General features: G+C 57.7%; 19 protein-coding genes. All 19 read right to left on the bottom strand.

The genetic code is table 11. The features are described 5' to 3' along the window. Nucleotides 1–26: 26 nt before the first annotated feature. On the bottom strand, nt 27–356 hold the full coding sequence (yajC, locus tag H8696_RS04325; protein ID WP_249315133.1) for a preprotein translocase subunit YajC: 330 nt from the start codon (nt 354–356) through the stop codon (nt 27–29). A gap of 66 nt (nt 357–422) precedes the next feature. Beyond that, entirely contained in the window at nt 423–1,550 is a 1,128-nt protein-coding gene (gene tgt, locus H8696_RS04320; RefSeq protein WP_249315132.1) for a tRNA guanosine(34) transglycosylase Tgt, read from the bottom strand. A 48-nt stretch (nt 1,551–1,598) separates the two neighbouring features. Next, nucleotides 1,599–2,543 (bottom strand): type II secretion system protein, encoded by a 945-nt coding sequence (locus H8696_RS04315; RefSeq protein ID WP_249315131.1) that lies wholly within the window; start codon nt 2,541–2,543, stop codon nt 1,599–1,601. Beyond that, the gene (locus H8696_RS04310; RefSeq protein WP_249315130.1) at nt 2,540–2,878 is read right to left on the bottom strand and encodes a hypothetical protein; all 339 of its coding nucleotides are present in this window, start codon (nt 2,876–2,878) and stop codon (nt 2,540–2,542) included. The genes H8696_RS04315 and H8696_RS04310 overlap by 4 nt, the downstream gene beginning before the upstream one ends. Then, a complete protein-coding gene (locus H8696_RS04305; protein WP_249315129.1) occupies nt 2,851–3,405 on the bottom strand; it encodes a hypothetical protein in 555 nt (184 codons plus the stop codon). Before H8696_RS04305 ends, H8696_RS04310 begins: the two co-directional genes overlap by 28 nt. Then, on the bottom strand, nt 3,405–7,034 hold the full coding sequence (locus H8696_RS04300; RefSeq protein WP_249315128.1) for a prepilin-type N-terminal cleavage/methylation domain-containing protein: 3,630 nt from the start codon (nt 7,032–7,034) through the stop codon (nt 3,405–3,407). The genes H8696_RS04305 and H8696_RS04300 overlap by 1 nt, the downstream gene beginning before the upstream one ends. Nucleotides 7,035–7,052: 18 nt before the next feature. After that, the gene (locus H8696_RS04295) at nt 7,053–8,099 is read right to left on the bottom strand and encodes a type IV pilus twitching motility protein PilT (protein WP_249315127.1); all 1,047 of its coding nucleotides are present in this window, start codon (nt 8,097–8,099) and stop codon (nt 7,053–7,055) included. 9 nt (nt 8,100–8,108) lie between these two features. Next, the gene (locus H8696_RS04290) at nt 8,109–9,788 is read right to left on the bottom strand and encodes a GspE/PulE family protein (RefSeq protein WP_249315126.1); all 1,680 of its coding nucleotides are present in this window, start codon (nt 9,786–9,788) and stop codon (nt 8,109–8,111) included. 2 nt (nt 9,789–9,790) lie between these two features. After that, nucleotides 9,791–10,429, bottom strand: coding sequence for a hypothetical protein (locus H8696_RS04285; protein WP_249315125.1), 639 nt, complete (start codon nt 10,427–10,429; stop codon nt 9,791–9,793). Nucleotides 10,430–10,441: 12 nt separating this feature from the next. Next, nucleotides 10,442–11,011 carry a hypothetical protein gene (locus H8696_RS04280; RefSeq protein ID WP_249315124.1) on the bottom strand — a complete coding sequence of 190 codons (570 nt, stop codon included), beginning with the start codon at nt 11,009–11,011 and terminating at the stop codon, nt 10,442–10,444. A 10-nt stretch (nt 11,012–11,021) separates the two neighbouring features. Then, nucleotides 11,022–11,906, bottom strand: a complete 885-nt coding sequence (gene pilM / locus H8696_RS04275) for a type IV pilus biogenesis protein PilM (RefSeq protein ID WP_249315123.1) — start codon at nt 11,904–11,906, stop codon at nt 11,022–11,024. 11 nt (nt 11,907–11,917) lie between these two features. After that, entirely contained in the window at nt 11,918–13,123 is a 1,206-nt protein-coding gene (locus tag H8696_RS04270; protein ID WP_249315122.1) for a type II secretion system F family protein, read from the bottom strand. A 23-nt stretch (nt 13,124–13,146) separates the two neighbouring features. After that, nucleotides 13,147–13,914 carry a prepilin peptidase gene (locus H8696_RS04265; RefSeq protein WP_249315121.1) on the bottom strand — a complete coding sequence of 256 codons (768 nt, stop codon included), beginning with the start codon at nt 13,912–13,914 and terminating at the stop codon, nt 13,147–13,149. A 79-nt stretch (nt 13,915–13,993) separates the two neighbouring features. Continuing rightward, nucleotides 13,994–14,377 (bottom strand): prepilin-type N-terminal cleavage/methylation domain-containing protein, encoded by a 384-nt coding sequence (locus tag H8696_RS04260; RefSeq protein WP_249315120.1) that lies wholly within the window; start codon nt 14,375–14,377, stop codon nt 13,994–13,996. A gap of 152 nt (nt 14,378–14,529) precedes the next feature. Beyond that, nucleotides 14,530–15,894 carry an allantoinase AllB gene (gene allB / locus H8696_RS04255; protein WP_249315119.1) on the bottom strand — a complete coding sequence of 455 codons (1,365 nt, stop codon included), beginning with the start codon at nt 15,892–15,894 and terminating at the stop codon, nt 14,530–14,532. Nucleotides 15,895–15,896: 2 nt separating this feature from the next. Beyond that, nucleotides 15,897–17,249, bottom strand: coding sequence for an allantoinase AllB (allB, locus tag H8696_RS04250; RefSeq protein ID WP_249315118.1), 1,353 nt, complete (start codon nt 17,247–17,249; stop codon nt 15,897–15,899). A 73-nt stretch (nt 17,250–17,322) separates the two neighbouring features. Beyond that, nucleotides 17,323–18,264, bottom strand: a complete 942-nt coding sequence (gene arcC / locus H8696_RS04245; protein ID WP_407926366.1) for a carbamate kinase — start codon at nt 18,262–18,264, stop codon at nt 17,323–17,325. Further along, nucleotides 18,258–19,058 (bottom strand): DUF2877 domain-containing protein, encoded by an 801-nt coding sequence (locus tag H8696_RS04240; RefSeq protein WP_249315976.1) that lies wholly within the window; start codon nt 19,056–19,058, stop codon nt 18,258–18,260. The genes arcC and H8696_RS04240 overlap by 7 nt, the downstream gene beginning before the upstream one ends. Beyond that, nucleotides 19,058–22,063 carry a bifunctional FdrA/YlbE family protein gene (fdrA, locus tag H8696_RS04235; RefSeq protein WP_249315116.1) on the bottom strand — a complete coding sequence of 1,002 codons (3,006 nt, stop codon included), beginning with the start codon at nt 22,061–22,063 and terminating at the stop codon, nt 19,058–19,060. The genes H8696_RS04240 and fdrA overlap by 1 nt, the downstream gene beginning before the upstream one ends. Nucleotides 22,064–22,088: the final 25 nt, after the last annotated feature.

Here is a 22,088-nt window from a genome sequence, read left to right as displayed (position 1 = left end):
GGGAAAGTCCAAATATACGCCGTGGATTACTTGTCGTCCACGGGAGGCGCATCCTTCATGTCGTTCTCCACCTCGGAGTCCTCGACCTTGGCAATACCTTCCCGGTCAATCACGAGCGCCACCTTGTCCGGACCAACTTCAAGCGTAATTACGTTGTCGTTGATCTTGGTGATGCGGCCATAGATGCGTCCAATGGTCATCACGCGGTCGCCCACGGCCAGGTTGTCCAGCATATTGCGAACCTGCTTTTGACGCTTGTTCTGCGGACGAATCAGCATGAAGTAGAACAAGACGATCATAAGGCCGATCATAATAAGCATGGATACGAGGCTGCCGCCTCCTGCTTCAGTTCCCATAGGTGAAAATCCCTACCTTTCAAAATAAGTTAGTACTACTATAAAACAGAATGACAAATTGTTCAACTAAAAGTTTCGATGATTGTCCAAATAGCCATACTTTGCGAAGAACGCCTGACGGAACTCGGTAAGCCGCTCCTCCCGAACCGCTTCCCGCACCTGGCGCATGAGATTCAGCAGGAAGTGAAGGTTGTGGTAGGAGGCGAGACGGGCGCCCAAAATCTCCTCCGCTTTAAACAGGTGGCGCAGATACGCCCGCGTAAAGTTTTTGCATAGATAGCAGTCACATTCCTCATCCACCGGCGTAAAGTCCCTCTCGTACCGCTGGTTTTTGATGACCATGCGGCCATGGGAGGTCATCAGCGTGCCATTTCTGGCGATCCTGGTGGGCAGCACGCAGTCGAACAGGTCGATTCCCCGAAAAACTCCTTCAATCAGGGCGTCGGGGCTGCCCACTCCCATCAGATACCGGGGCCGGTCGGTGGGAAGATAGGGCATGATGGTCTCAATGCTCTCATACATGAGCTCCTTCGGTTCCCCCACGCTGAGTCCGCCGATGCCGACGCCGGGAAAGTCGAGGTCCGCAATGGTCTTCGCCGATTCCACCCGTAGATCGGGGTAAAGTCCGCCCTGCACAATGCCGAAAAGGGCCTGATCCTCCCGCTTATGATGGGCCTTGCAGCGCTTGGCCCAGGCGTGGGTGCGGCGCATGGCCGACTCCACCTGCTCCCGCTCGCAGGGGTAGGGCGAGCACACATCAAAAGCCATGATGATGTCCGCGCCCAATGCGTTCTCGATATCGATAGCCTTTTCCGGAGAGATAAAATGCTTGGACCCGCTGATGTGGGAACGGAAGCTCACCCCGTCGTCGGTGATGTCCCGGAGCCTGGCCAGACTGAAAACCTGAAAGCCGCCGCTGTCCGTCAGGATGGGACGGGGCCAGTTCATGAATTTATGCAGTCCTCCCCCCTCCCGCACCAGCTCGTGGCCGGGCCGCATGTAAAGGTGGTAGGTGTTGGCAAGGATGATCTGTGCGTCCAGCGCCAGAAGATCATCGGGCGTCAGCGTTTTCACGGTCGCCTGTGTGCCCACCGGCATGAACATGGGGGTCTCAATGACTCCGTGGGGCGTATGAAAGCGGCCCAGACGGGCCGCGCTTTCCTTGGACTGATATAAAAGTTCGTACTGAAACATCTTTCACCTCAAAAGCGTTGCTCTTACCACTATAGCAGAATTTGCGCCTCAGCGCAATTGAGAGACGGGAATCCACTGCGTGGTATCCGACAGCTTTGCAGCGATCTCTTCGTCGGTGAGTCCGTTGAAGCCCGGCAGAAAATAACCCCAGTCCTTCACCGGATAATACCAGGTGAAGTTATAATAAAGCATGGTTACCCGGGTGTGGGTGGCATTCTTGGGCATATCGGTAACGTAGATCAGCGGCACCAGCGTATCCTTGGTGATAAATGGAACGAGGTAGTGCGCGTTATGCACCATGGATTCATAGCGGAATCGTCCGGGATCGCTGGAGCCGTGGGTGGCATAGAATTCATCCAGCATGGCCTGACGCTTCTCAGCGGACAGGATGTTATCCAGGGAGTATTCGGGGAAGCTGCCGCCGTACACCTGGTTATAGAGCTCATAGAAGGATTTATCATTGGCGCCCCAACCCGTTCCTTCATAGCCCTTGACCACCTCCTGGGCCGCTTGGCGCATGCCTTCCGGTTCATAGATGCTGTAGGTGCGGGTGAGCACATTGCGAAGAGGCGCCACCGTGGCCGTCACGGTATAGATCTCCCGATCCCAGTCCCGAACCGACACCGTCACATCCACGCGGTCCTGCCCCGCCTGTTCCACGGTCATGCCAAGGGTTTTGCCGTTGTAATAAGAACGGGCAAACTGGAGTTCATCGTTGACGACAAGATAGCCCTCCTCCGACACAGCGATGATGCCGTTTCCAAGATCGATGGCCTCCCCGGAACTAGAGGCGTTGAGGGCCGTGGCGTAGGCGGCCTTGTTCCGGATGGCGTCCAGCACATTGCCCGCAATGAGCTGTCCGTCGGACGTGGCCGCAATCCGCCGGTAACTGTTCAGAATGGGGGTGATCACCATGGCCGCGCAGAGGCAGAAAATGCCCGCCACCGCAATGGCCACGATGGCCTCCACCAGCGTGTATCCCTTTTTGTTCATGGCGTCAGCCCTCCGGGAATGGGCGCAAAATAGGTGAGGTCACCTTCGGTTTTGATGACCACCGGAACCTCGATGCGCTCCCCTAAAAACTCCACCGCCACCGATCCGTTGGCCGTGTCCGAAGCGGCAGGGCCGCCATCCTCTTCGATGGCGCTCATCTCCGTTTCAAGGCCGGCCATTCTTTCCCCTGCCGTGCGGTTGATGGAGATGGACGCCCGCACCATGGTGGTCACGCTGAGCAGGACGATCAGTACCAGCGCAAAACTGATGATGGCTTCCACCAGCGTCTCTCCCCCATTCTTTTTCTTCACTGTCCCAAGCTTTCCACGGTCCATAGGTCATCCCACCTCCATTCGCCGTCCTCGAGGAAGGCCGCGCTTCTCAGATGATAGGAAACGTTCATGCTGTAGCGCTGATCCCGATACGCCACGGTGAAGGACAGCTTTACACTGTCCATACCAATGAAATACTGAGTCGGCGCTCCGCTTTCATCCCGTTCCATCACCGAAGCCGTACCCTGGTAGCGCAGCACTACGTCCTCCACCGAGCATCTCTCCGCTGCAACGGCAGGCGCCGTCTCATGGCTGAAGGTGATCTCTTCTCCGCCTGAAGCGAGAAGCTCTCGCACCACGCTGTTCCGCAGAGCCCGGCCAAGCTCCCCGTGCTGAAGCGTCTCATCCAGCGTGTCCAGCACCGAACGGGCGTAATAGTAAAGCTGCCGGTCCTCCGTCCGCTTTGCTGCGGTGCCCATGGTAGCCGAAGCCGCCGTAAGCACCGTCACCCCCATCAGCAGAAGGATGAACATGATAATGAGGGCAATAATCATCGACTCGCCACGGCGGTCTTTTCTCCGCTCCCCCATCACTTCTGCACCCCTTCAAACCATGGAGACGCATATTTGGCCCGCTCGCCTCCCGTAAATGTGTACTCCACAATAACCCTGAATTCACCTTTCCCGAGTCCATTGTAGCCCTCGTTGCCTATGTCGTCCCACAAAAGGACCAGCACAAACTCGTCGTAGCCTTCATAGGCGGAGTTTGCCTTCTGATAGAAGGGATAGCGGGCGGCCTGACCGTGCTCGGGATTGATGGTTTCGGCGTTCCCGGGCTGCACGGCCTCGTTCAGATCATCGGTCACATAGGCGTTTTGAAGATTCTTCGGGCTAAGCGGCAGGGTTTCCGGCTTACCCTTCGCATATTCGATCACAAACTTCATATCCGTCAGTTCTTTGCCTTGGGGAACCCAAAAGTGTACCGCGGCGGTTTTTTCACCGCTTTGCTCCACGAGTACCATGTCCTCCGGCTGAACCGGCCCCGGCGTGTATTCGGTCTTCACCACATTGCTTTTGGCCAAGGGCAGCTTGCCGCTTGCCGAACTCTCGCCGTAGCCGTAAACGAACGCCTGACAGCTTGCTGCCCCTTCGGGCAGAAGGTCTTCATCCCCCGGCTGAACGGTCTTGGGCCATCGAATCAAAAGCACATGCTCGTAGCGGTAACCCTCCAGGTAGTCAGTCTCTCGTGGGGACAACTGTACGCTGTAGCCCGGACAAATTGCGGTATATTCGCTGTCGGCCATATCAAGACCAACCCACGCCTTTGTTGGCGACACGGTCTCACCAGGCGTAAATGCGAACCGTTCACACTTCTCTAAAGATGGAGCGTCCACCGGGAACAGAATACCGCCCTGATCCGTCTCCAGAAGAAGCTCAAAGGACCGCACCCGTGTCATGAAGTGCACCTCCAGAAGGTCTCCTTCCTTCTCCTCGATCCACACTTTAGCCAGGTCCTGCAGCAAGGGCTGGTAGGGCGTGCGATGAAAATCACGGCTCAGTGCGCATTCGGAAGAATTGGGCGAAAAGTAGGGATAGATGTATTCATGGGGTCCCACACCGCCTTCCCGTTCATTTTTCCACATGGCGCCGCCAAAATCATGGGTCCGAAGCGTTTTGCTGTCCATCATGGTCACGCCTTCCACCCTGCCCGTGGTTCCTCCATCGTCCAGCAAGCAAAGGTCCGTCAGATTACGCATGTTGTTCAGAAAAGCGCAGTCCTCGACAACCCCTTCATTGATGCCGATGGCGCCGCCGTAGATATTGCCCACATATTGGGCATTGTAGCTGTGCGCCAGGTAGTTGTTGTTGCGGCCCACGATACCGCCGGACAGCGCATCCGGATAGGGGTCCTGCTCGAAGATATAGGTGCCGTATCCATAATCGGTGTTAAAGACCGCTTTGGCGTTCACAAGACCGGTGTTGTAATTGCCGTCGATCTTCCCGTCGTTGACCGCCGCAATACCGCCGGCCGTCTTGGCGCCCAGCACATCGCCGGCGTTGTAGCACAGCTGAATGCCCGTGCCGCCGTTGCCCACCTTCCCCGCAAGCCCTCCAGCCTCGCCCTTGCCGGCCGTGACCGCAGCGGCATTTACACAGTAGTACATGGAACCCTTATTCATCTCGCCAGCGATGCCGCCTGCAAGGCCTTCCGATCCCGTCACCCGCACGGCAAAGATATTGTTGTCCAGGCTTCCGCCGTCGGGTTTATAATTATAGCCGCTTTGATCCTCGTTAGCACCGAAATAGGGCACGCCGATAACCCTACCCTCGCCGTCCACTTCGGCGCTGGCCGTGCCCACTTCGCAGTATTCAAGGGTCCCCCGGCTGAGGCCTGCCACGCCGCCCGCAGCCTTTTCCGCGGTCACATCCGCCGCCACAAAAGAGCCCTTCACCCTGCCGTTTTCAGTGTTTTCGCCGGTTATGCCGCCGGCAAGACCGCCCTTTTCCGCCGCCGTCACAGTGCCTTTCACGGTGCATTTCAGAATATCTCCGCTGTTTTCCGCAGCCATGCCGCCGGCCTTCTGCCCTTCCACAGCGGTCTTTTCCGCGGTGCACATTTCCACCGTGCCCTTTTCATTTTGGCCCACAATGCCGCCGGACAGGCCTTCGCTCCCCGCAGCGACCCTGCCTTCCATCACCGAGCAGCGGACGACCTCCCCCCGGTTTACCGCGGCGATGGCGCCCGCCGCGCTCTGCCCGTGGATATAATAGCGGTTTTGCAGCGCTTCATCGGCGGCGGCATAGGCGCTTTTATACCCGTCTGTGTAATTAAGCTTTACCCATTCCACCCGCGCACCTTCGGAGATTTCCAGAAAAAGACCCGCCCGTTCACCGCTCACGGACAGATCATAGATGGCGTATTTTCCGGCCTCATCCCCGCCCGCGTAAGTGCCCTTGAAGCCTGAATCCACGGTGGAAGCGGCGTCCTCGATGGGTTCCCAGAGGATGGGCTTTTCAGCATAGTCCTCCACCTTGATGTCTTGAATCTGCATGAAGGCCGCGCCTGCACGGTAGCGGATGTTGTTGAGATGCCGCACGCTGGCCACGCTGTACACCGTGCCTTCCGCCGTCTCACTCTCGCCGGCAAAATAGGCGTGGCAGCTCTGGGAGCTTGCGGTCTTGGAATGGGTCCCGTCGCTGGCCGTAAAGGAAGCCACAAGACTCCCCGGCTGAATGCTTGGGAAATTATCGCGGATGCTCATGCCGGGATAAACCCCATCCAGCACCAGCACCAGCACCTCACGCGTGCCCCGCGTTTCAAGATACATGGCCAGCCTGCGGGAAGAACCATCCGGCAAGGCCTGCTCAAAGGGCATCTGAAGCGCCGTATCCAAATTGAGGTTTTTACCGGCTTCCTCAACGGAAAGGGCCCCTTCCGTCTTTTTTTCATAAACGCGCAGGGTCTCCTCCATGCCCCGCTGGGGCTTCAGCGTGATGTCATAAAAATAATCGTCCTCGCGGCTCTCAGGCAGCATGCATTCCACGGTTAACAGGCCGTAATTGCTGCCGCCGTTGATGTTGTAGCCCGCTTCTTCGCCCATATAATCGGCGAGCCTGACCTCCACGTCACCCATTTCCCGGACCGGCTCGGCCTTGCCCGTGCCCTCCACGCCGTAATAACCGGTCCGATGGGACCTGAGCCTATCCACGGTGCGTTCAAGCACGTTATAATCCGCGCCGCCATAACCCAGGCTCTGGGTGCGGTCACTGTAAAATGCCGAAAGCACGTTGCCGTTCAGCGTATTGTATTCGATCAAAATGGCATGATTAAGAATAATTTTGTCATGGATGTAGGGTCCAATGAGACGGTAGAGGGCATTGAAATCCCGATCGCTGCCATCCATCCTGAGCGCGAGATAGCCAATATTCCCATTGTTTTGGGCAACCTCTTCGGCAGCGAGGGCTGGCTGGACCGCGGCAAGGTCCACCGTTCCGTCCGGCGTCAGGGTGTGGCCATTGCCATACAGCACGGTAAGCGCGCTTTGACTCGCCATGAAGATGGACCGGGCAGTTTCGTTTCGGGCATTCTGTTCGGAGCGCTCAATAAAATTGGCGGCAACGGGTATGGCCACCGCAGCCATGATCGCAATGATGACCAGGACCGTGATGGCCTCCACCAGGGTGAATCCCCTATTCCATTGTCTTCTTCGAACGTTCATATGCCCACTTCCAAATTATTACTGGATATACTGCCTCAAATCCTTGGGATCGGCGGCGTACTGAAAGGCTGTATCCCGACTGATCGCGCCCTGACGAACCAGAGCCGCCAGGCTTCCGCTCAAGGTCTGCATGCCGTTTGCCGCACCGGACTGCATCACCGTGGCCAGCTGATGGCACTTGTTTTCCCGAATGAGGTTGCCCACCGCATCGGTGCCAAGAAGAATCTCCGTAGCCACCGCTCGGCCGTTTCCCAAGGCCAGAGGCACCAGCTGCTGGGTGACCACGCCCCGAAGCAGTGCGGACAACTGTGTGCGCATCTGCCGCTGGCCCTCCGCCGGGCAGGTGTCCACAATACGGTCGATGGTCTGCGCCGCGCTGGTGGTGTGCAGCGTGGACAGCACCAGATGTCCCGTCTCCGCCGCCGTCACCGCCGTGGAAATGGTTTCGTAGTCCCGCATCTCGCCCACCAAAATGATGTCCGGGTCCTCCCGAAGAGCGGAGCGCAGAGCCGCCGCAAAGCCGGAAACCGTGCTGCCCACCTCCCGCTGGTGCACGATGCAGCGGTTGGGCTGAAACACGTACTCAATCGGGTCCTCCACCGTCATGATATGGGCGGAGCGGGTCCTTGAAATGTGGTCAATCATGGCGGCAAGGGTGGTGGATTTGCCGCTGCCCGTGGGGCCGGTGACCAGAATGAGCCCCCGCGGCTGATCGGCCAGGGTTTTCACCACCGGCGGCAGATGCAGTTCCTCCAGACTGGGGATATGGTCCGTCAAAAGACGGATCGCCGCCGCAAGGCCCAGCCGGTGGCGGTAGACGTTGACCCGCTGGCGGGCACCGTTTTCCGTCTGCCAGGCGAAATCCTGGTCCTCTCCCCGCTCCAAGCCCTTTCGCTGTTCATCGCTGAGCATGGACATGATGAGCCCGCGAACAGCATCGGGCGGAACAATAGGATCCTCCGCCAGTTTCCCGTTCACACGGAGGGCCGCGGGCATATTCTCCGTCAGATGGACGTCGGAGCAGCCCCGTTTTCTCGCCTCAAAAAGCAACATATCGATGGTCATAGCTCTCTCCTAATCGGCATAATAGGCCACTTTATAATATTCCTCCATGGAGGTGATCCCTTTGAGCGCCGCCTCCCGGGCCGAGTCGCGCAGGGAAGTGAAGCTCTGATTCTGGCTTACATAGGCCACAATATCGTCCATGGGCGCATCCTCGGTGATCATGCGGCGGATGGTCTTGTCAATCACCACAACCTCATGAACCGCCATGCGGCCCTTATAGCCGGTATAGCTGCAAAGATGGCAGCCGGGGCCCCGCTTGAGCTCCACCGGTCCGTCCTGTCCCAATGCCTGCTGCTCGGCGAGACTCGCCGCATAGGTCTGGCCGCAGTGGGGACACACCTTGCGCATGAGCCGCTGGGCCACCAGCCCCACCAGAGAATTGGCCACGAGATAAGCGGGAATCCCCATATCCCGCAGACGCACAATGGACGAGATGGCGTCGTTGGTGTGGAGGGTGGACAGCACCAAATGGCCCGTGATGGCGGCCCGAACGGAGATGGTGGCCGTCTCACTGTCCCGGGTCTCGCCCACCATGATCACGTCGGGGTCCTGTCTCAGCAGTGCCCGAAGCCCACGCTCAAAGGTAAGGCCGGCCACATTGTTCACCTGCACCTGATTCACCCTTGCGATGTTCCGCTCCACCGGATCCTCGATGGTGGAGATATTCACCAGCTTGTTCGCCAGGCGCTCCAGCACCATGTACAGCGTGGTTGTCTTGCCCGAGCCCGTGGGCCCGGTGATGTAGATGATCCCATGGGGCGAGGTGAGCATTCGTTCAAACTTCTCGTAGTCCCCCACGGAAAAACCAAACCGCTCGGCATCATCCACGATCGCCCTCGCAAACAGAAAGCGGATCACCGCTTTTTCGCCGTAAATGGTGGGAATGATGGATACGCGGGCGTTGATCTCCACGCCCTCGATGGTCACCCGGAAATGCCCGTCCTGGGGCAGCCGCCGCTCAGCGATATCCAGGTTTGAGAGAATCTTTACCCGGGCGATGAGCGAAAGATGAAGGGATTTGGCCAGGGTCACGTAATCGGTGATCACACCGTCCATGCGCATGCGCACCGACACATGCTCCTCAAAAGGTTCGATATGAATATCGCTGGCATTGATGCTGTGGCCGCGAATTAAAAGCCGGTTTAAAACCTGCACCACCGGCGCCTCGTCCCCTTCGGAATCCTCGGTAAGCTCCAGCGTTTCCGAGGGCAGCGCGTCGGCCTTGGAACTCGCCCACTGAGCCGTGACCTTGGCCTCGATCTCAGGGTAGTAGTATTCGATCGCCCGGTCAATATTCTGCGCCACATCCACCATGATCTCAAGAGACATCTGGGTGATCTGCCGGATATCCTCCACCGCATAGAAATTGAGGGGATCGCTCATCACGATGCTCAGCCGGTTTCCATGCAGTTCCACCGCGATGAGCCCATATTTGAGCGCCAGAGGCTTCGGGATCTTCGCCACCGCCTCGGTGTTCACCGGATAGGTGCCAAGATCCACCATTTTAAGGTCCATTCGAAGGGCAAGGGCCTCCAGCATCTGCCGCTCGGTTACGAACCCAAGCTCAATCAAAATGGCCCCAAGACGCTTGTTGGAGTGCTCCTTTTGGAAAGTCAGGGCCTCGCTGAGCTGGGCTTCGGTGATGTACCCATACTGTTTTAGAACCTCGCCAATGGGAATATTCTTCATGCCTATTCACCCCCCGCGACAGAAAGCCTGCCCGCATCAAAGGACCAGACCTCAAATCCCGCATTGATGGTTTGAAGGCCTTCAGGAATCTCCTCCAGGACCCGGTCCCCGTTTCTGGGCTGAATGGAGAAATCAATGATGCGCACCGCTTCAAGCCCTTGGAGTTCATCGGCAAGGGCCATAAAGCCCTCCAGCTGACCGCTGAGCACCACCCGCACTTCCCGGGCGCTCACTGCCGCCGCGGCGGAATTCGGCGCCGTTTCCTCCCCTTCCTCTTCCTTTTCATCCTCCGGGGGGAACTCCACCGCCTCAATGGAGAGGGCTTCCGCAGAAAGCCCGTGTTTTTGCATCAGTCCGGTCATATAGGTATCCAGCTGATCGTTGGTCATGGGCGCAAGGAAACCCTCGGAGAGCTTGGCAATGTCCTGCTGATAGGTCTCCATGTCCTTCAAAAGACGGCCCTCGCTTTGGATCTTTTGCTCCATGCCCATCTTGACCGCGCTCTTCTCGGAAATCTGCTCCTCCAGCGTGGAGGCCGCCTCCGCCGCCGGCTGAATCATGAACACGCCGATGCCCACGGTGATCAGCAGCGTGACCATGATGTAGATCAGCACTTTTTCCCGCTTCGATAATTTTCCCATAGCAACCAACCTTTACTGTTGTTCCGGCATCAGCGTGCAGCCGATGGTGCAGGCAAAACTGCCGTCGGTCCCGCTGGTATAGCCTTTATACTGAATCTCGCCAAAAAGTCCGGTCCCGCGAAGTTTTTCCACCGCCTTTGGCATCACTTCCGCCGAGGACGCCTTGGCGCCCAGCTCCAGTACGCCGTCAGCATACTGGTAGGATTCGATGGTAAATTCGTCGTCGCAGCACGCGGCGATCCGGTCAAACAATTCCCGGTCCAGTCTGGGATAACCCGCCATGGCGGTGGCAATCCCATCAAGATAGGCTTTGGCGTCCACCAAATTGTTGCGGTTCCCTTCCAGGGCCAGCACCTCATCATACCCCGCCGAAGCTTCGCTGATATAGCTCTCGATAGCGGCAAGCTCCCGGTTCTGCCGGTTTACGGAAAGCTGAAATACCACGAATACGGCAAGGAGCACCGCCGCCAGCACTGCCAGCGGCGCAATCATGCCCACCTTTTTCCAAAAATGCGTCCGTCGTTCGGGATGATCGTTATAGCGGACCAAGAAATTGATATCCTTGCGCTGCGTCGGTAACATAGAACCGTCCTCACATTCTTAAAAGATTGCCGGTGGCGTAGATGTAGTCCGTCAGGTCAAATTCCGCGGAGCGGCTGTGAATGAGGCCCTCGCCGGTCAAAAGGCCCCGCTTGAGCCCGAAGGCGCGGCACACATCCCCGTGGATCCCCTCCTCCTCCCGGATCAATCCGCAAAGGTAGAGATGGGAGATGGTGGCACCGCTTTTCTCCGATTGATTGAACTGGATAAGGGTGGAAACCGTGCGCTCAATTTCCGCTTCCAGCGCCTCGCTCCCCCGCTCCGCAAACAGGCGGGCACGGTTGGCAAAGCGAAACCTGCCCTCCACATAAAGGGAGGCGCCCAGCATGTTCCCGTCCAGCACCAGCATGATAAAGGTTTCACGGCCCAGACCCGGCAGGGCGCGGACCAGTTTGATCTGGCTGCTAAGCGCCGTACTGATGGCGGACAAAGTGATGCCCTGGCTTTGAAAAAAGGCAATGTAACTCATGATGAGCTCCCGCTTGACGGCGTTTAAAAGAACGTACATGCCGCCGTTCTCCGTTCTGGGGCTGAGAACAGCGTAGTCATAGAGCAGTTCCTCATCCATCTCGGAAAATTCGCCGCGAACCATCTCCAGCGTACGCTTCACCGAAAGCCGCGGAAGCTCGGCCTGTTTGAAATAGATCATGCTGCTGTCGAAGGCCAGCCGCACATTCCGCATGGGCATGCGGGGATGTTCCTCCCGCAAGGTGTGTATGGCTGTTGCAAGGGCCTCCTCGCCCGTGATCACGCCATTGATGAGCGCGCCTTCGGGCAGCTTCAAGGTCGCCGCATCCTCCACGGTTAAGGACCGTTTCCCCGCGCTGCCCGCCACCGCCCGCAGGGTGCCGTTGGCAAAATAGATGGATGTATCCATGTCGTTTCCTCCTACATACCGCCGGCAGCGCCGATGGTATCATAAAGCGTAATAATGGGCAGCATCACCGAGATGATAATCGAACCGATCACCACCGCCAGAATGATGATGAGACATGGCTCAATAAGCGCCGTCAGCCGCTGTACAGCCATATCCGCCTCGTAGTCAAAGGTGTCCGCCGTGGCGTCCAGCATGTCGTCCAGCTTGCCCGTCTCCTCGCCGATCATGACGCTGGCGGCAAGCTTGGAATCAAAGCCGTCCACCTTGGCCAGCGCCCCCGATAGGGAGCCGCCGTTGCGCACCTCGCGGATCATCTCGGGAAACTGGGCCTCCACGTAAACATTGCCCACGGTGTTTTGTGTGTTATACAAAGCGTTTATGATGGAAATGCCGCTGGCATAAAGGGAACTGAGGGACCGGGCAAAGCGGGCCGTATAGATGATGCGCATCAAGCGGCCGATTCCCGGAAAATGGACCTTCCACCGCTGAGTGACCATCTTCACGTCGGGGATTCTCAAAAGAGCCTGAACGCCCAATACGATGAGCAAAATGCCAATCAAAATCCAGATCCAGTTCTCCCGCATCCCGTTGCTCACCGTGAGCATGAAACGGGTCACACCCGGCATGGGCGCGTTCATGCTTTCAAATACGGCAAAAAACTTGGGCAGAACCACCATGAAGATGATCATCACCACCGCAATCGTGACCACCACCAGCAGGATGGGATAGATCATGGCCGTTTTCACTTTCCGGTTCAGGTGGTAGGATTTTTCATAGTGCTCCGCCATCTTTTCCGAGGTTTGGTCCAGCCGTCCGGTGGCCTCGCTGGCCCGGTACATGTGGATCAAAAGCTCGGGAAAGGCGTTGCCCTGCTGCTCCATGGCTTCGGAAAGCACGAGGCCCTGCTGCAAGGAACGATAAAGATTCATGTAGACATTTTTGACCTTTGCCGGAATGTCCCTTTGCGCCATGATGCCGATGGCCCGGATCAGGGGTACGCCAGAGCTGAGCATGGCGCCAAGCTCCCGGCAGAATTCCGCCAGCTGCTTGCCCCGCAAACGGTAGCCGCCCCGCTGTTCCTCCGTTTGTTCATAGTCCACCAGATACAGATCCTCATTTTTAAGCTGCTCCCGAAGGTCCTGCTCGTCGGCTGCGCGCAGCTTGCCCCGCACCGTCTTACCGCCAAGCTCGGCAGCATGATATTTGTAATCGGGCATATTTCAAAGCCTCCTCGTGAGCGTTAGATAAATAGCGAAAGATAATAATCCAGCACGGGCCGGCCCAGGTACAGCGCAAAGATCATGCCAGCGGCGAGATGGGGGCCAAAGGCGATATGATCCTTACGGTCTTTTTTGCGGGTTTTCAGCAAATAAACACCATAGCCGCCCGCCAGGAGCAGAGCCACAAAGCCGCCCACCAGCAGCAGCTTCCAGCCCAGCAGGAACCCGCAAACCGCTATGAGCTTGATATCTCCGCCGCCAAAGCTGTCCCTTACCAAAAGGTTCATGAGCAGCATGGGTCCGCTGAGCGTCGCAATGCCGATGCACCGCTCGAGAATGGATACATCGGGAAAAGCCCCTATGGACAAAACGGCTGGAATCAAAAGGGCAAACACCAGGCCGTTTGGAATTTCAAAGGTATCGTGGTCGATGAAAGCGACGGCCACGAGAATCATGACGGCAGCAAAAACCGTCAGCGCCGCAAGGCTGTAGCCCCAAAGGGCCACACAAAAAAGCGCGGCAAAGCCGCCCATCGCTTCCACAAGAGGATAACGGGCGGAAATCTTTTCGTTGCAGAACCGGCATCGGCCTTTCAGCCAAAACCAGCTGAATACCGGAACCATATCGTAAATTTTCAGGGTTTGACGGCAGTTCGGGCAAAAGGACCGGCCCTTCACAAAGGACAATTTTCGGGGAAGCCGGTAAATCACTACGTTTAAAAAGCTTGCCACACAGCTGCCCATTATAAATGCAATGAGATATAGGACGAGGTACGCCACAAAGACCATGCGTTCGTGACCCCTTTTCTGATGATACGCTCAGAGCGGCTGCAGTGAGCCGCTCTGGCATATCAAGTTCTTTATCCGATTATTCGGCCGTAATGGTCGAGCCGTCGTAGGTGACCGTAAAGCTCTCGCTGGATGTGAACGTAAAGGCGGTGACCTTGTTGCCGGTAACCGTAATTTCTACGTCGGAGATACCGTCAAGCTGTGCCAAGTCGGTAACTTCCTTCACCTGCGGCTCAGCCATTGCGCCGTCCGCCATGGGATAGTTCTCCGAAACAATGGTTTGCGCCGCGACCAAAATGGTCCGGCCTTCCACCACAGCCGTTTTCTTTTGAGCCTTGTCGATCCAGCCCACCATGGAGGGAACTAAAATCGCCGCCAGGATGGCCAAAATCACCAAAACCACAATGACTTCAACCAGAGTGAAACCCTTTTTGTTTCTACGCACATTCAGTGCCATTTCCATAAAGAACCCACCTCCTATTTTTAGATAAAGACCCCATTGACCCATATCAGCAATACTTCTTGTAAGTATATACTTTCTTCGGGAAATCCGCAAGGAAGGTGTGGCGAAATTTCACGAAAAAACATATTTTTATCGTTTACAGAGGAATCTGTTCAATATTGAGCCGGCCGAAGAAAGCTCCCATACCCAAAGGCGTCCTCCTCAAAGGCCCCGTCCTGGGCCACGGTCCGGCCGCGCACGATGGTGCGCACCGCCGCGCCTTTGCCCGATATGCCCTCCAGAATGGAGATATGGCCCTTGGTCAAAAGACTCTCCCGGGTCACGGTCCAGGCCTTTTGGGGGTCGAGCACCACCGCATCGCCGTCCAATCCAATCTCAAAGGCGCCCTTTCTGTCCCGCAGCCCAAAGATTTTCGCCGGCATCTCTCCCATCGTCCGTGCGATGAGACAGGGGCTCAGCTTTCTTTGGTGAACGACGAGATCGAACATGAGGGGCAGGAAATACTGGATGGTGTTGAGACCTCCCCAGGCCTCCCAAATACCAAGGGCATTGTCCTTTTCCCCATCCGCCGCCGGCGAATGATCGCTTCCAATGCAGTCGAGCGTGCCGTCCAGCACATATTCCCAAAGACCCTCCTTCGCCGCTTCATCCCGCATGGGCGGCGTACACTTGGCGGGTGCACCCTTTTCAAAGACGATCTTTTCGGTAAAGGCCAGGTAATGAGGACAGGTCTCCGCCGTCACCGGCAGTCCTTCCGCCTTGGCCTCCCGCACCAGCTGGGCCACCTTTGGATGGCTCACATGGCAAATATGCACCCTGCCCCCGGTGGCTCTGGCCATGTCGATGACGTTTTGAGTTGCCACATATTCGGCCCACAGGTCGTGGACGTCCAGGAAATCCCGGATGGGATCGCCGCTGCCCCCGGCCTTGAGCCGCCTCTCCCGCTCCAGAATCTGGCCGTACTCCTCGCAGTGGAACCCGCAAAGAGCGCCATAGGGTTTGAGCAGTTCAAGGGCACGCCGCACATGCCCCAGGTTTACGGCGGGAAACAGATCGCCGTTGGGGCAGGTAAAACCCTTGAAGGCGGCAACGCCGCACTCCTTGAGGTCCACCAGCTCATCGGTGTTATCGTCAATAATGCCGCCCCACAGAGCGTAATCCACCGCCGCCTTCTTCTGAATGCGGCTGAGTTTCAGCTCAAAAGCGGCCCGGTTTGTGAGGGGCGGATCGTTATTGAGCGGCATATCCATGAGGGTGGTGGTGCCGCCCGCCGCCGCCGCACGGGTGCCGGTGGCAAAATCCTCCCGATATTCAAAGCCCGGCTCGTTGAGGTGGGCATGGCAGTCGATGATGCCGGGAAAGACGCAGCATCCTTCGGCGTCCACCACTTCCTTTGCCTCCGCCGCAGAACCCGGCGCCAAAAAGGCCGCATATTTTCCGTCCTTAATTGCGATATCGGCTTCCAAAATGCCGTCGGGTTTGACCAATTTGCCCTTTCGAATGATCAGATCGTACACGTCTATCCCATCCTTTTCACCAGTTGTCCATATCCCTTTTCGCCCACAACCCGCCCATCCCGGGCCACAATTCTGCCCCGCACCAGGGTCAAAACGGGGAGCCCCTTCCCCTTCATGCCCACGAAGGCAGAAATTCTGTTCAGATAATGCAGCGAATCCGCGGTGATCTCCCACACCCGGTCAGGGTCCAGGATCACCAGGTCCCCATCAAAACCCGGCTGAAGGGCTCCCTTTTGGCCATAGATCCCAAAGGTCTTTGCCGGGCCCTCGCTGAGCGCCCTGGCCAAAAGGGTGGGCGAATAACCCCGCTTCACCACACCTTCGCTGTAGACCACCTGCAGGGTGCTTTGGATGCCGCTGATGCCGCCCCAGATATCAAATACGCTCTCGCCCTCCTTTTCATCCGCTCTGCAGGGGGAATGGTCCGAACCCACCGAAGAGATCACTCCCGACTCCACATAGGTCCAAAGCTCTTCCGCCGCTTCCCTGCTGCGAAGGGGCGGCGCACATTTGAAGAGCGCGCCCCGCTTGAGAACATCCTCCTTCGTGAAGCTGAGGTAATGTCCGCAGGTCTCCGCCGTCACGTCCACGCCCGCCCGCTGGGCTTCTGCGATGGCCTCGGCCACCTTCGGATGGGATACATGGCAGATATGCACCTTGCAGCCCGTTTCCGCCGCCAGGTCCAGGACCGCCTGGGTGGCAGTCAGCTCCGCCGATACCGGCCGCGAATCGAGAAAATCCTGCCAGCCGTTTCGGCCTGCACGCTTATTCAGCATCTCGCCATGGCGGATGATGGAGAAATCCTCGCAGTGGAAGCCGGCGCGGCCGCCAAAGCTATGAATGATCTCCATGGCCTGCCGTGCCTCGCCATAGCTGAGGGACACGTAATCTGGAGAAACCGGTCCGATGAAAGATTTGAATGCCACACAGCCCTTTTCATGGAGTCCGGCAAGTTGATCCAGATTGCTGTCCACCAGCCCGCCCCAAAAAGCATAGTCCACATGAGCTTTTCCGGATACGGCCGCAAGCTTTCGTTCAAAGATATCTCCATCCGTCAATGCAGGCTCGTTCTGCAGGGGCATATCCACCACCGTGGTGCATCCGCCCGCCGCTGCGGCTGCCGTGCCATGTTCAAAATCCTCCCGCCAGGTAAATCCGGGGTCGTTGAGATGCGCATGGCTGTCGATGGCGCCGGGAAACACATACCTGCCCGAAGCATCGATCACCTCTCCCGCCTCCGGCCGCGATTCCGGCGCCAGAAGCGCCGCGATCTTTCCGTCCTTTATCCCGATCCCCGCCGGCGTCACTGCCTTTCCGCTCACCACGAGGCCGCCCATAATCAAAACATCATACATCGAAACCTTTCCTTTCCATCAAAAACGCGGTAAATCCCAAAGATCTCTCTTTAAGATTTGCCGCGTATTGTCATTATCCTGCAAAAATCCGCGTTCCGTCCCGGTGTTCCAGTGCGGATTTCATGTTTTCAATGGAGGTAATGATGGCTTCGCTGCCGCCCGCCGCCACAAACTCCATGGCAGCCTCCACCTTGGGACCCATGCTGCCCGGAGGGAACTGCCCCTCGGCTAGATAGGCCCGGCATTCCGTGAGGGTCATCTCATCCAGTTCCCGCATATTGGGTTTTCCAAAATCGATGGCCACTTTGGGCACCCCTGTCAGGATAATCAGCGTGTCTGCTCCTACCTCCCTGGCCACCAGTGCGGAAGCAAAATCCTTATCGATCACCGCCTCCACACCTTTAAGCTCCTCGTCTTCCTGCACCACAGGGATGCCGCCGCCGCCCACGGTTATGATCAAAAAGCCTTCCTTTAACAAGGCACAAACCGCATCCTTTTCCACCAGATCCAGCGGCCTTGGCGACGCCACCACCCGGCGGTACCCGCGCTCGCTGTCCTTTTGCATCTCAAATCCCTTGGTTTTCGCAAGAAAGTCCGCCTGCTCCGCGGTAAAAAACGGCCCAATAAACTTGGTGGGCTTTTGGAAGCTGGGGTCCATTTTATCCACCAAAACCTGGGTGAGCACAGTGGCAATCTTTTTTTGGATATGCCGATGCTTCAGCGTATTGCTGAGGGTCTGCGCGATGAGATAACCAAGACTGCCCTGAGTCTGCGCACCACACACATCGAGAGGATTTTCCGGTACCACGCTCTTGGCCAAATCGTTTTGCAGCACGATACTGCCCACCTGCGGCCCGTTTCCGTGAGTCAGAATGATCTCATATCCCGCCTCGATTAGATCGGCAATATTCTCACAGCAACGCTTAATATTGCTTTGCTGCTCCTCGATGGTACCCTTTTGACTGCTCTCAGTGATCGCGTTGCCGCCAATGGCAATGACCACAGTCTTCATAATGATTCCTCCATGTTTACCGCGACTCTTAAGGCCATGAGGATGCCCCGAAGGGTGTCGCGGCCCGAACTGTGGCCGGTCTCAGCCACGCTTTTCACCGCCGCCTCATTGCCCTCCCGGGCCAAACGGTGGAGTTTCTCACCAAATTCCCCTTCGCAGGAGCGGAGGAGGAACTCACGGCTGAGGTCATTTGTCCCCCCGGCCAGCTCCCGTACCCGGTTCGACAGCTCGTCAAAGGGCGCCGCTGTCAGCCGGCACGCCCAAAGCATGCCCACCAGAAAATCGTCCCCAGAGGGTGTGAGCCCCTGCCCCAGTCCGATCAGGGAAGGCACTTGCTCCAGAACTTCCCGCCAGCCCGCGGCTTTTTCCATGGCCGCTATTCTTTTTTGAAAAGCGGCCGTCAGGACACCGCTATCAGACCCTTCTTTATCCATAAAGGCGAAAAGATTTCTTTCGATTGCCCGGGCAATACCGTCCATAGTGTCCCTTGTCAGCCGCCCGGCAAGCTTCGGATTCCAAACCTGCCGTTCCCCGGCAAAGATTATGGTATCCTCAATCTCCAGCCAGCGGGGCGTGAATCGAACCGGCATGCCTCGGACCGCCTTTGGAAGCGTTCCTCTGAGGGTGATGGACAGCGGAGTTTTCGTCGCTTCCGAAGGATGGAGGGCCATAAGTCTTCCGGGAAGCTGAAGGTTGATCACACTGCGGTAAACGGAATGCACACAACCCTCGGCGCCGTTCCTGAACATTTTCTCAGCAGCCTCCACGCATTCAGCGACAGCCCCATCCAAATTCATCAATTCGGGTTAAACCCCAGTTTTTCCGCATAGGCCAGCACCGCCTTGGTGAAGCACTCCAGCGGCGGATTGACCGTACCCGCGCCAATCTGTCCCAAGCCCGCAATTTTGTGAGCAATACCGGTGTTGATCACCGGCGTGATGCCGGTGGCCGCCACCTTGCGGATGTCGATGCCAAGGCAGGTTCCCTTGAAATCCCAGGTGGGGATGGGGAACATGCCGTTGTTGGCGATGGTAATCTCGCACATGCGGTTGCTGGTCTCCAGCGCGTCGTAAAAGCCACCGCTGCCCACAAAACGGGTGACCGCCGGCGCCGCGATCATGGCCATGCCGCCCACGCCGAAGGTTTCGGTGATGGCCGAGTCGCCGATGTCGGGGTTGGCGTCCTCCTCGCTAAAGCCCGTGAAGTACAGGCCCTTGGGCGTATTGACCGGGCCGGTAAACCACTCGTTCCCCATGCCGCTCACACGGATGCCAAAATCCTTTCCGTTACGGCTCATCACCGTGACCACCGTCCCATACTCCACCGTCGCCGCGTAGTCCATCACCGCTTTGCCGGTAGCCATCATCACATTTAGGAAAAACTGGTCGGTGTTTGCCAGAAACTGAATAACCTTCCTCTTATCTTCAGTGGGGATATCCAGACCCACAATGATGGGCGCCACTTCCTTCAGGAAAACGAGGGATGCGGCAATGTTCCTTTGATGGAACTCGTCGCCCATGGCAATGGCCCTGCCAATCATCACGTTCAGATTGAGGCCGCCTTCCACCGTCTTCACCGCCTTTGCCAGCACGGGGCCCAGTGTGTCCCGCATGAAGCGCAGCCGGTCCACCACAGCTGGTCCGTAGGCGCCGAAACGCAGCACCTGGCCGATACCCTCGTTCATGGTGCAGTAGGCATCGTTGCCGCCGGTCACATTGGTGACCTTGAGCACTGGCATGTGTGCCGAGGTGATGCCCCCCATGGGTCCCACGAAGCCCGCATGATGGCAGGGCATGAAGGCCACCTCGCCCCGCTCAAAGAGGGCCCAGGCCTCCTCCTCCGTCGCAGCCCATTCTTCAAAGAGCGCCGCGCCCACGCAGGAGCCCTGCATGGGATGGGTCATCTCCTGCCACTCGATGGGCGGTCCGGCATGGAGCAGAAGCTTGCCGTGACCAAAGACATCCGACGCCTCGCAGGCGGGAATCACATCCACCAGACAGGGCAGGCTGCCGCGCACCTTGTCGATTACAGCCTCATTGGCTTCATCGATGTTGCGGTAAGGGCCGTCCTTAAATTCATAGTGTCCCAGGAAATTCAGGGCTTTCAACAGCGTTTTATCGCCGCCGGCCACCGGCCGCCATTCAAAGTGCACCGATCTTACGCCCTGCTTCTCAAGATCGTCGGCAAAGCCCTTGAGGCCCACATTGATCACGGCAGGCGTTCTTTGAAGCAGTTCCTTTGCGGCGTTTGAAGCCCCCGCACACTTTATTGCACCGGGCAGCTTTGCCGCCTTCAGCGGTGCATCGGGCAGGGCGTATCCGGCGATCTCAAGGGCGGCTTTCACCGCCCGGCTGTTGCCAAGGTAGACGTGTGCGCCGGCCTTCTCCAGAACCGCTTTGGAATGGAAGAGATTTTGAGGATCCCCCTCTGTGCCGAGAAGATTGACCACGAACGCGGTCCGATCCCCGCGGACCTTTTGAAGCTCCTCAATGGCGCCGGCCAGTTCCGCCGCCGGATCCTTGGCCGAGCCATAGCCCAGCACCACATCCAGCAGCACCACCGCCGGTCGGTCCAGCCCCGCCAGAATCTCCTTCATTTTCTCGTTTCGCGAGCTGGGATCCATCATGGGATGGGGCTTGCCCTTTGTGTACACATCGTCGCCGAGGTCAATGATCTCCCCGTTCTCCGATCGGAGGATGTAGCCCATCTCGTGAACGCTCTCCTCCTTGATGCCCATGGCCTCCTTCGCCAGATAGGCCGCTTCATAGGCCAGCGTTCCGCCGGTAAAAAGTCCAATGAGTTTTGCTCCGGGCAGTGCTTTCAGCCCATCGCCATCTCCGCCAAGGTCCCGCGGAGTTCCCCCCGCCAGTTCCACGGCGGTCCTTGCCAGGCCCTCCATGGTGCCCGCAAGACGTACTCCGCCCGTCCCTTCCCGAGCCTTTTCGCCCAGGAACAGCACAGCACAGGGTTTCGTAAGTCCGGCCAGGACGCCCAAAAGCTCATCCCGCACCGACGGCGCCGGGGGCTTGGAAATCACCGCAATCACATCGGTAGCCGAATCGTCCTCCAGCGCGCCAACGGCGTCCTTCATGGTGATGGCGCCAATTTTCCCGGACAAATCCCGTCCGCCGGTACCAATGGCGTGGGAGATGCCTCCGCCCAGCCGGTCAATCATGACGGAAAGCTCCTGAATGCCCGTGCCGGAAGCGCCGGCGATACCGATATTGCCCCGCCTCACACTGTTGGCGAAGGCGAGGGATACGCCGCCCAAAATGCTGGTGCCGCAATCGGGCCCCATCACCAAAAGTCCCTTTGCATGGGCGGCCTTCTTCAAGGCCAGTTCATCCTCCAAGCTCACGTTGTCGCTGAAAAGCATCACATGCCTGCCCTGATTCAGCGCTTCCATGGCCTCCGCCGCCGCATATTCGCCGGGTACGGAAATCAAACATACGTTGTAGTCCCCGCCCAGATCCTTTGCCGCTTCCCAGCTTTTTATCACGGTCTGTCCCGCAGCTCCGGAGGCCGCTTTATTCCTGCCCTCCGCCGCTTCCTTCACCGCTCTCAGGACGCTTTTCACCGCATCCTCATTTTCTGCATCCACAGCGATCACCATATCGTTGGCCTTCGCCGCCGTCAGCTTCTCCGAACCAAAGCCGCCTTTTTCCATGATCTCCTTGTTGGCCGCCGTGCCCATCATGACCGTGGCCTTCTCGATTCCGGAGAAATGACTGAGCTCCTTGCTCAGCTTCATCAGTTCCACTGAATCCATGTAGGTGTTTTTTTCAATAATGGTGTGCAGCACCGCACATACCCCCTTATCTGCGCTT

Source organism: Gehongia tenuis (assembly GCF_014384795.1).
In the GTDB taxonomy this organism is placed as follows: Bacteria; Bacillota; Clostridia; order Christensenellales; family NSJ-53; genus Gehongia; species Gehongia tenuis.
The sequence above is the reverse complement of the archived record's forward strand: the minus strand, read 5'-3'. Positions and strand labels throughout refer to the sequence as shown.

Coding starts and splice junctions, on each gene's coding strand:
- H8696_RS04315 (WP_249315131.1), bottom strand. CDS start 2,543: ATGAACAAAAAGGGATACACGCTGGTGGAGGCCATCGTGGCCATTGCG.
- H8696_RS04305 (WP_249315129.1), bottom strand. CDS start 3,405: ATGGGGGAGCGGAGAAAAGACCGCCGTGGCGAGTCGATGATTATTGCC.
- tgt (WP_249315132.1), bottom strand. CDS start 1,550: ATGTTTCAGTACGAACTTTTATATCAGTCCAAGGAAAGCGCGGCCCGT.
- H8696_RS04240 (WP_249315976.1), bottom strand. CDS start 19,058: ATGAATTTGGATGGGGCTGTCGCTGAATGCGTGGAGGCTGCTGAGAAA.
- H8696_RS04285 (WP_249315125.1), bottom strand. CDS start 10,429: ATGGGAAAATTATCGAAGCGGGAAAAAGTGCTGATCTACATCATGGTC.
- H8696_RS04265 (WP_249315121.1), bottom strand. CDS start 13,914: ATGGTCTTTGTGGCGTACCTCGTCCTATATCTCATTGCATTTATAATG.
- H8696_RS04270 (WP_249315122.1), bottom strand. CDS start 13,123: ATGCCCGATTACAAATATCATGCTGCCGAGCTTGGCGGTAAGACGGTG.
- H8696_RS04300 (WP_249315128.1), bottom strand. CDS start 7,034: ATGAACGTTCGAAGAAGACAATGGAATAGGGGATTCACCCTGGTGGAG.
- H8696_RS04280 (WP_249315124.1), bottom strand. CDS start 11,011: ATGTTACCGACGCAGCGCAAGGATATCAATTTCTTGGTCCGCTATAAC.
- H8696_RS04295 (WP_249315127.1), bottom strand. CDS start 8,099: ATGACCATCGATATGTTGCTTTTTGAGGCGAGAAAACGGGGCTGCTCC.
- yajC (WP_249315133.1), bottom strand. CDS start 356: ATGGGAACTGAAGCAGGAGGCGGCAGCCTCGTATCCATGCTTATTATG.
- pilM (WP_249315123.1), bottom strand. CDS start 11,906: ATGGATACATCCATCTATTTTGCCAACGGCACCCTGCGGGCGGTGGCG.
- H8696_RS04310 (WP_249315130.1), bottom strand. CDS start 2,878: ATGGACCGTGGAAAGCTTGGGACAGTGAAGAAAAAGAATGGGGGAGAG.
- H8696_RS04260 (WP_249315120.1), bottom strand. CDS start 14,377: ATGGAAATGGCACTGAATGTGCGTAGAAACAAAAAGGGTTTCACTCTG.
- H8696_RS04290 (WP_249315126.1), bottom strand. CDS start 9,788: ATGAAGAATATTCCCATTGGCGAGGTTCTAAAACAGTATGGGTACATC.
- allB (WP_249315118.1), bottom strand. CDS start 17,249: ATGTATGATGTTTTGATTATGGGCGGCCTCGTGGTGAGCGGAAAGGCA.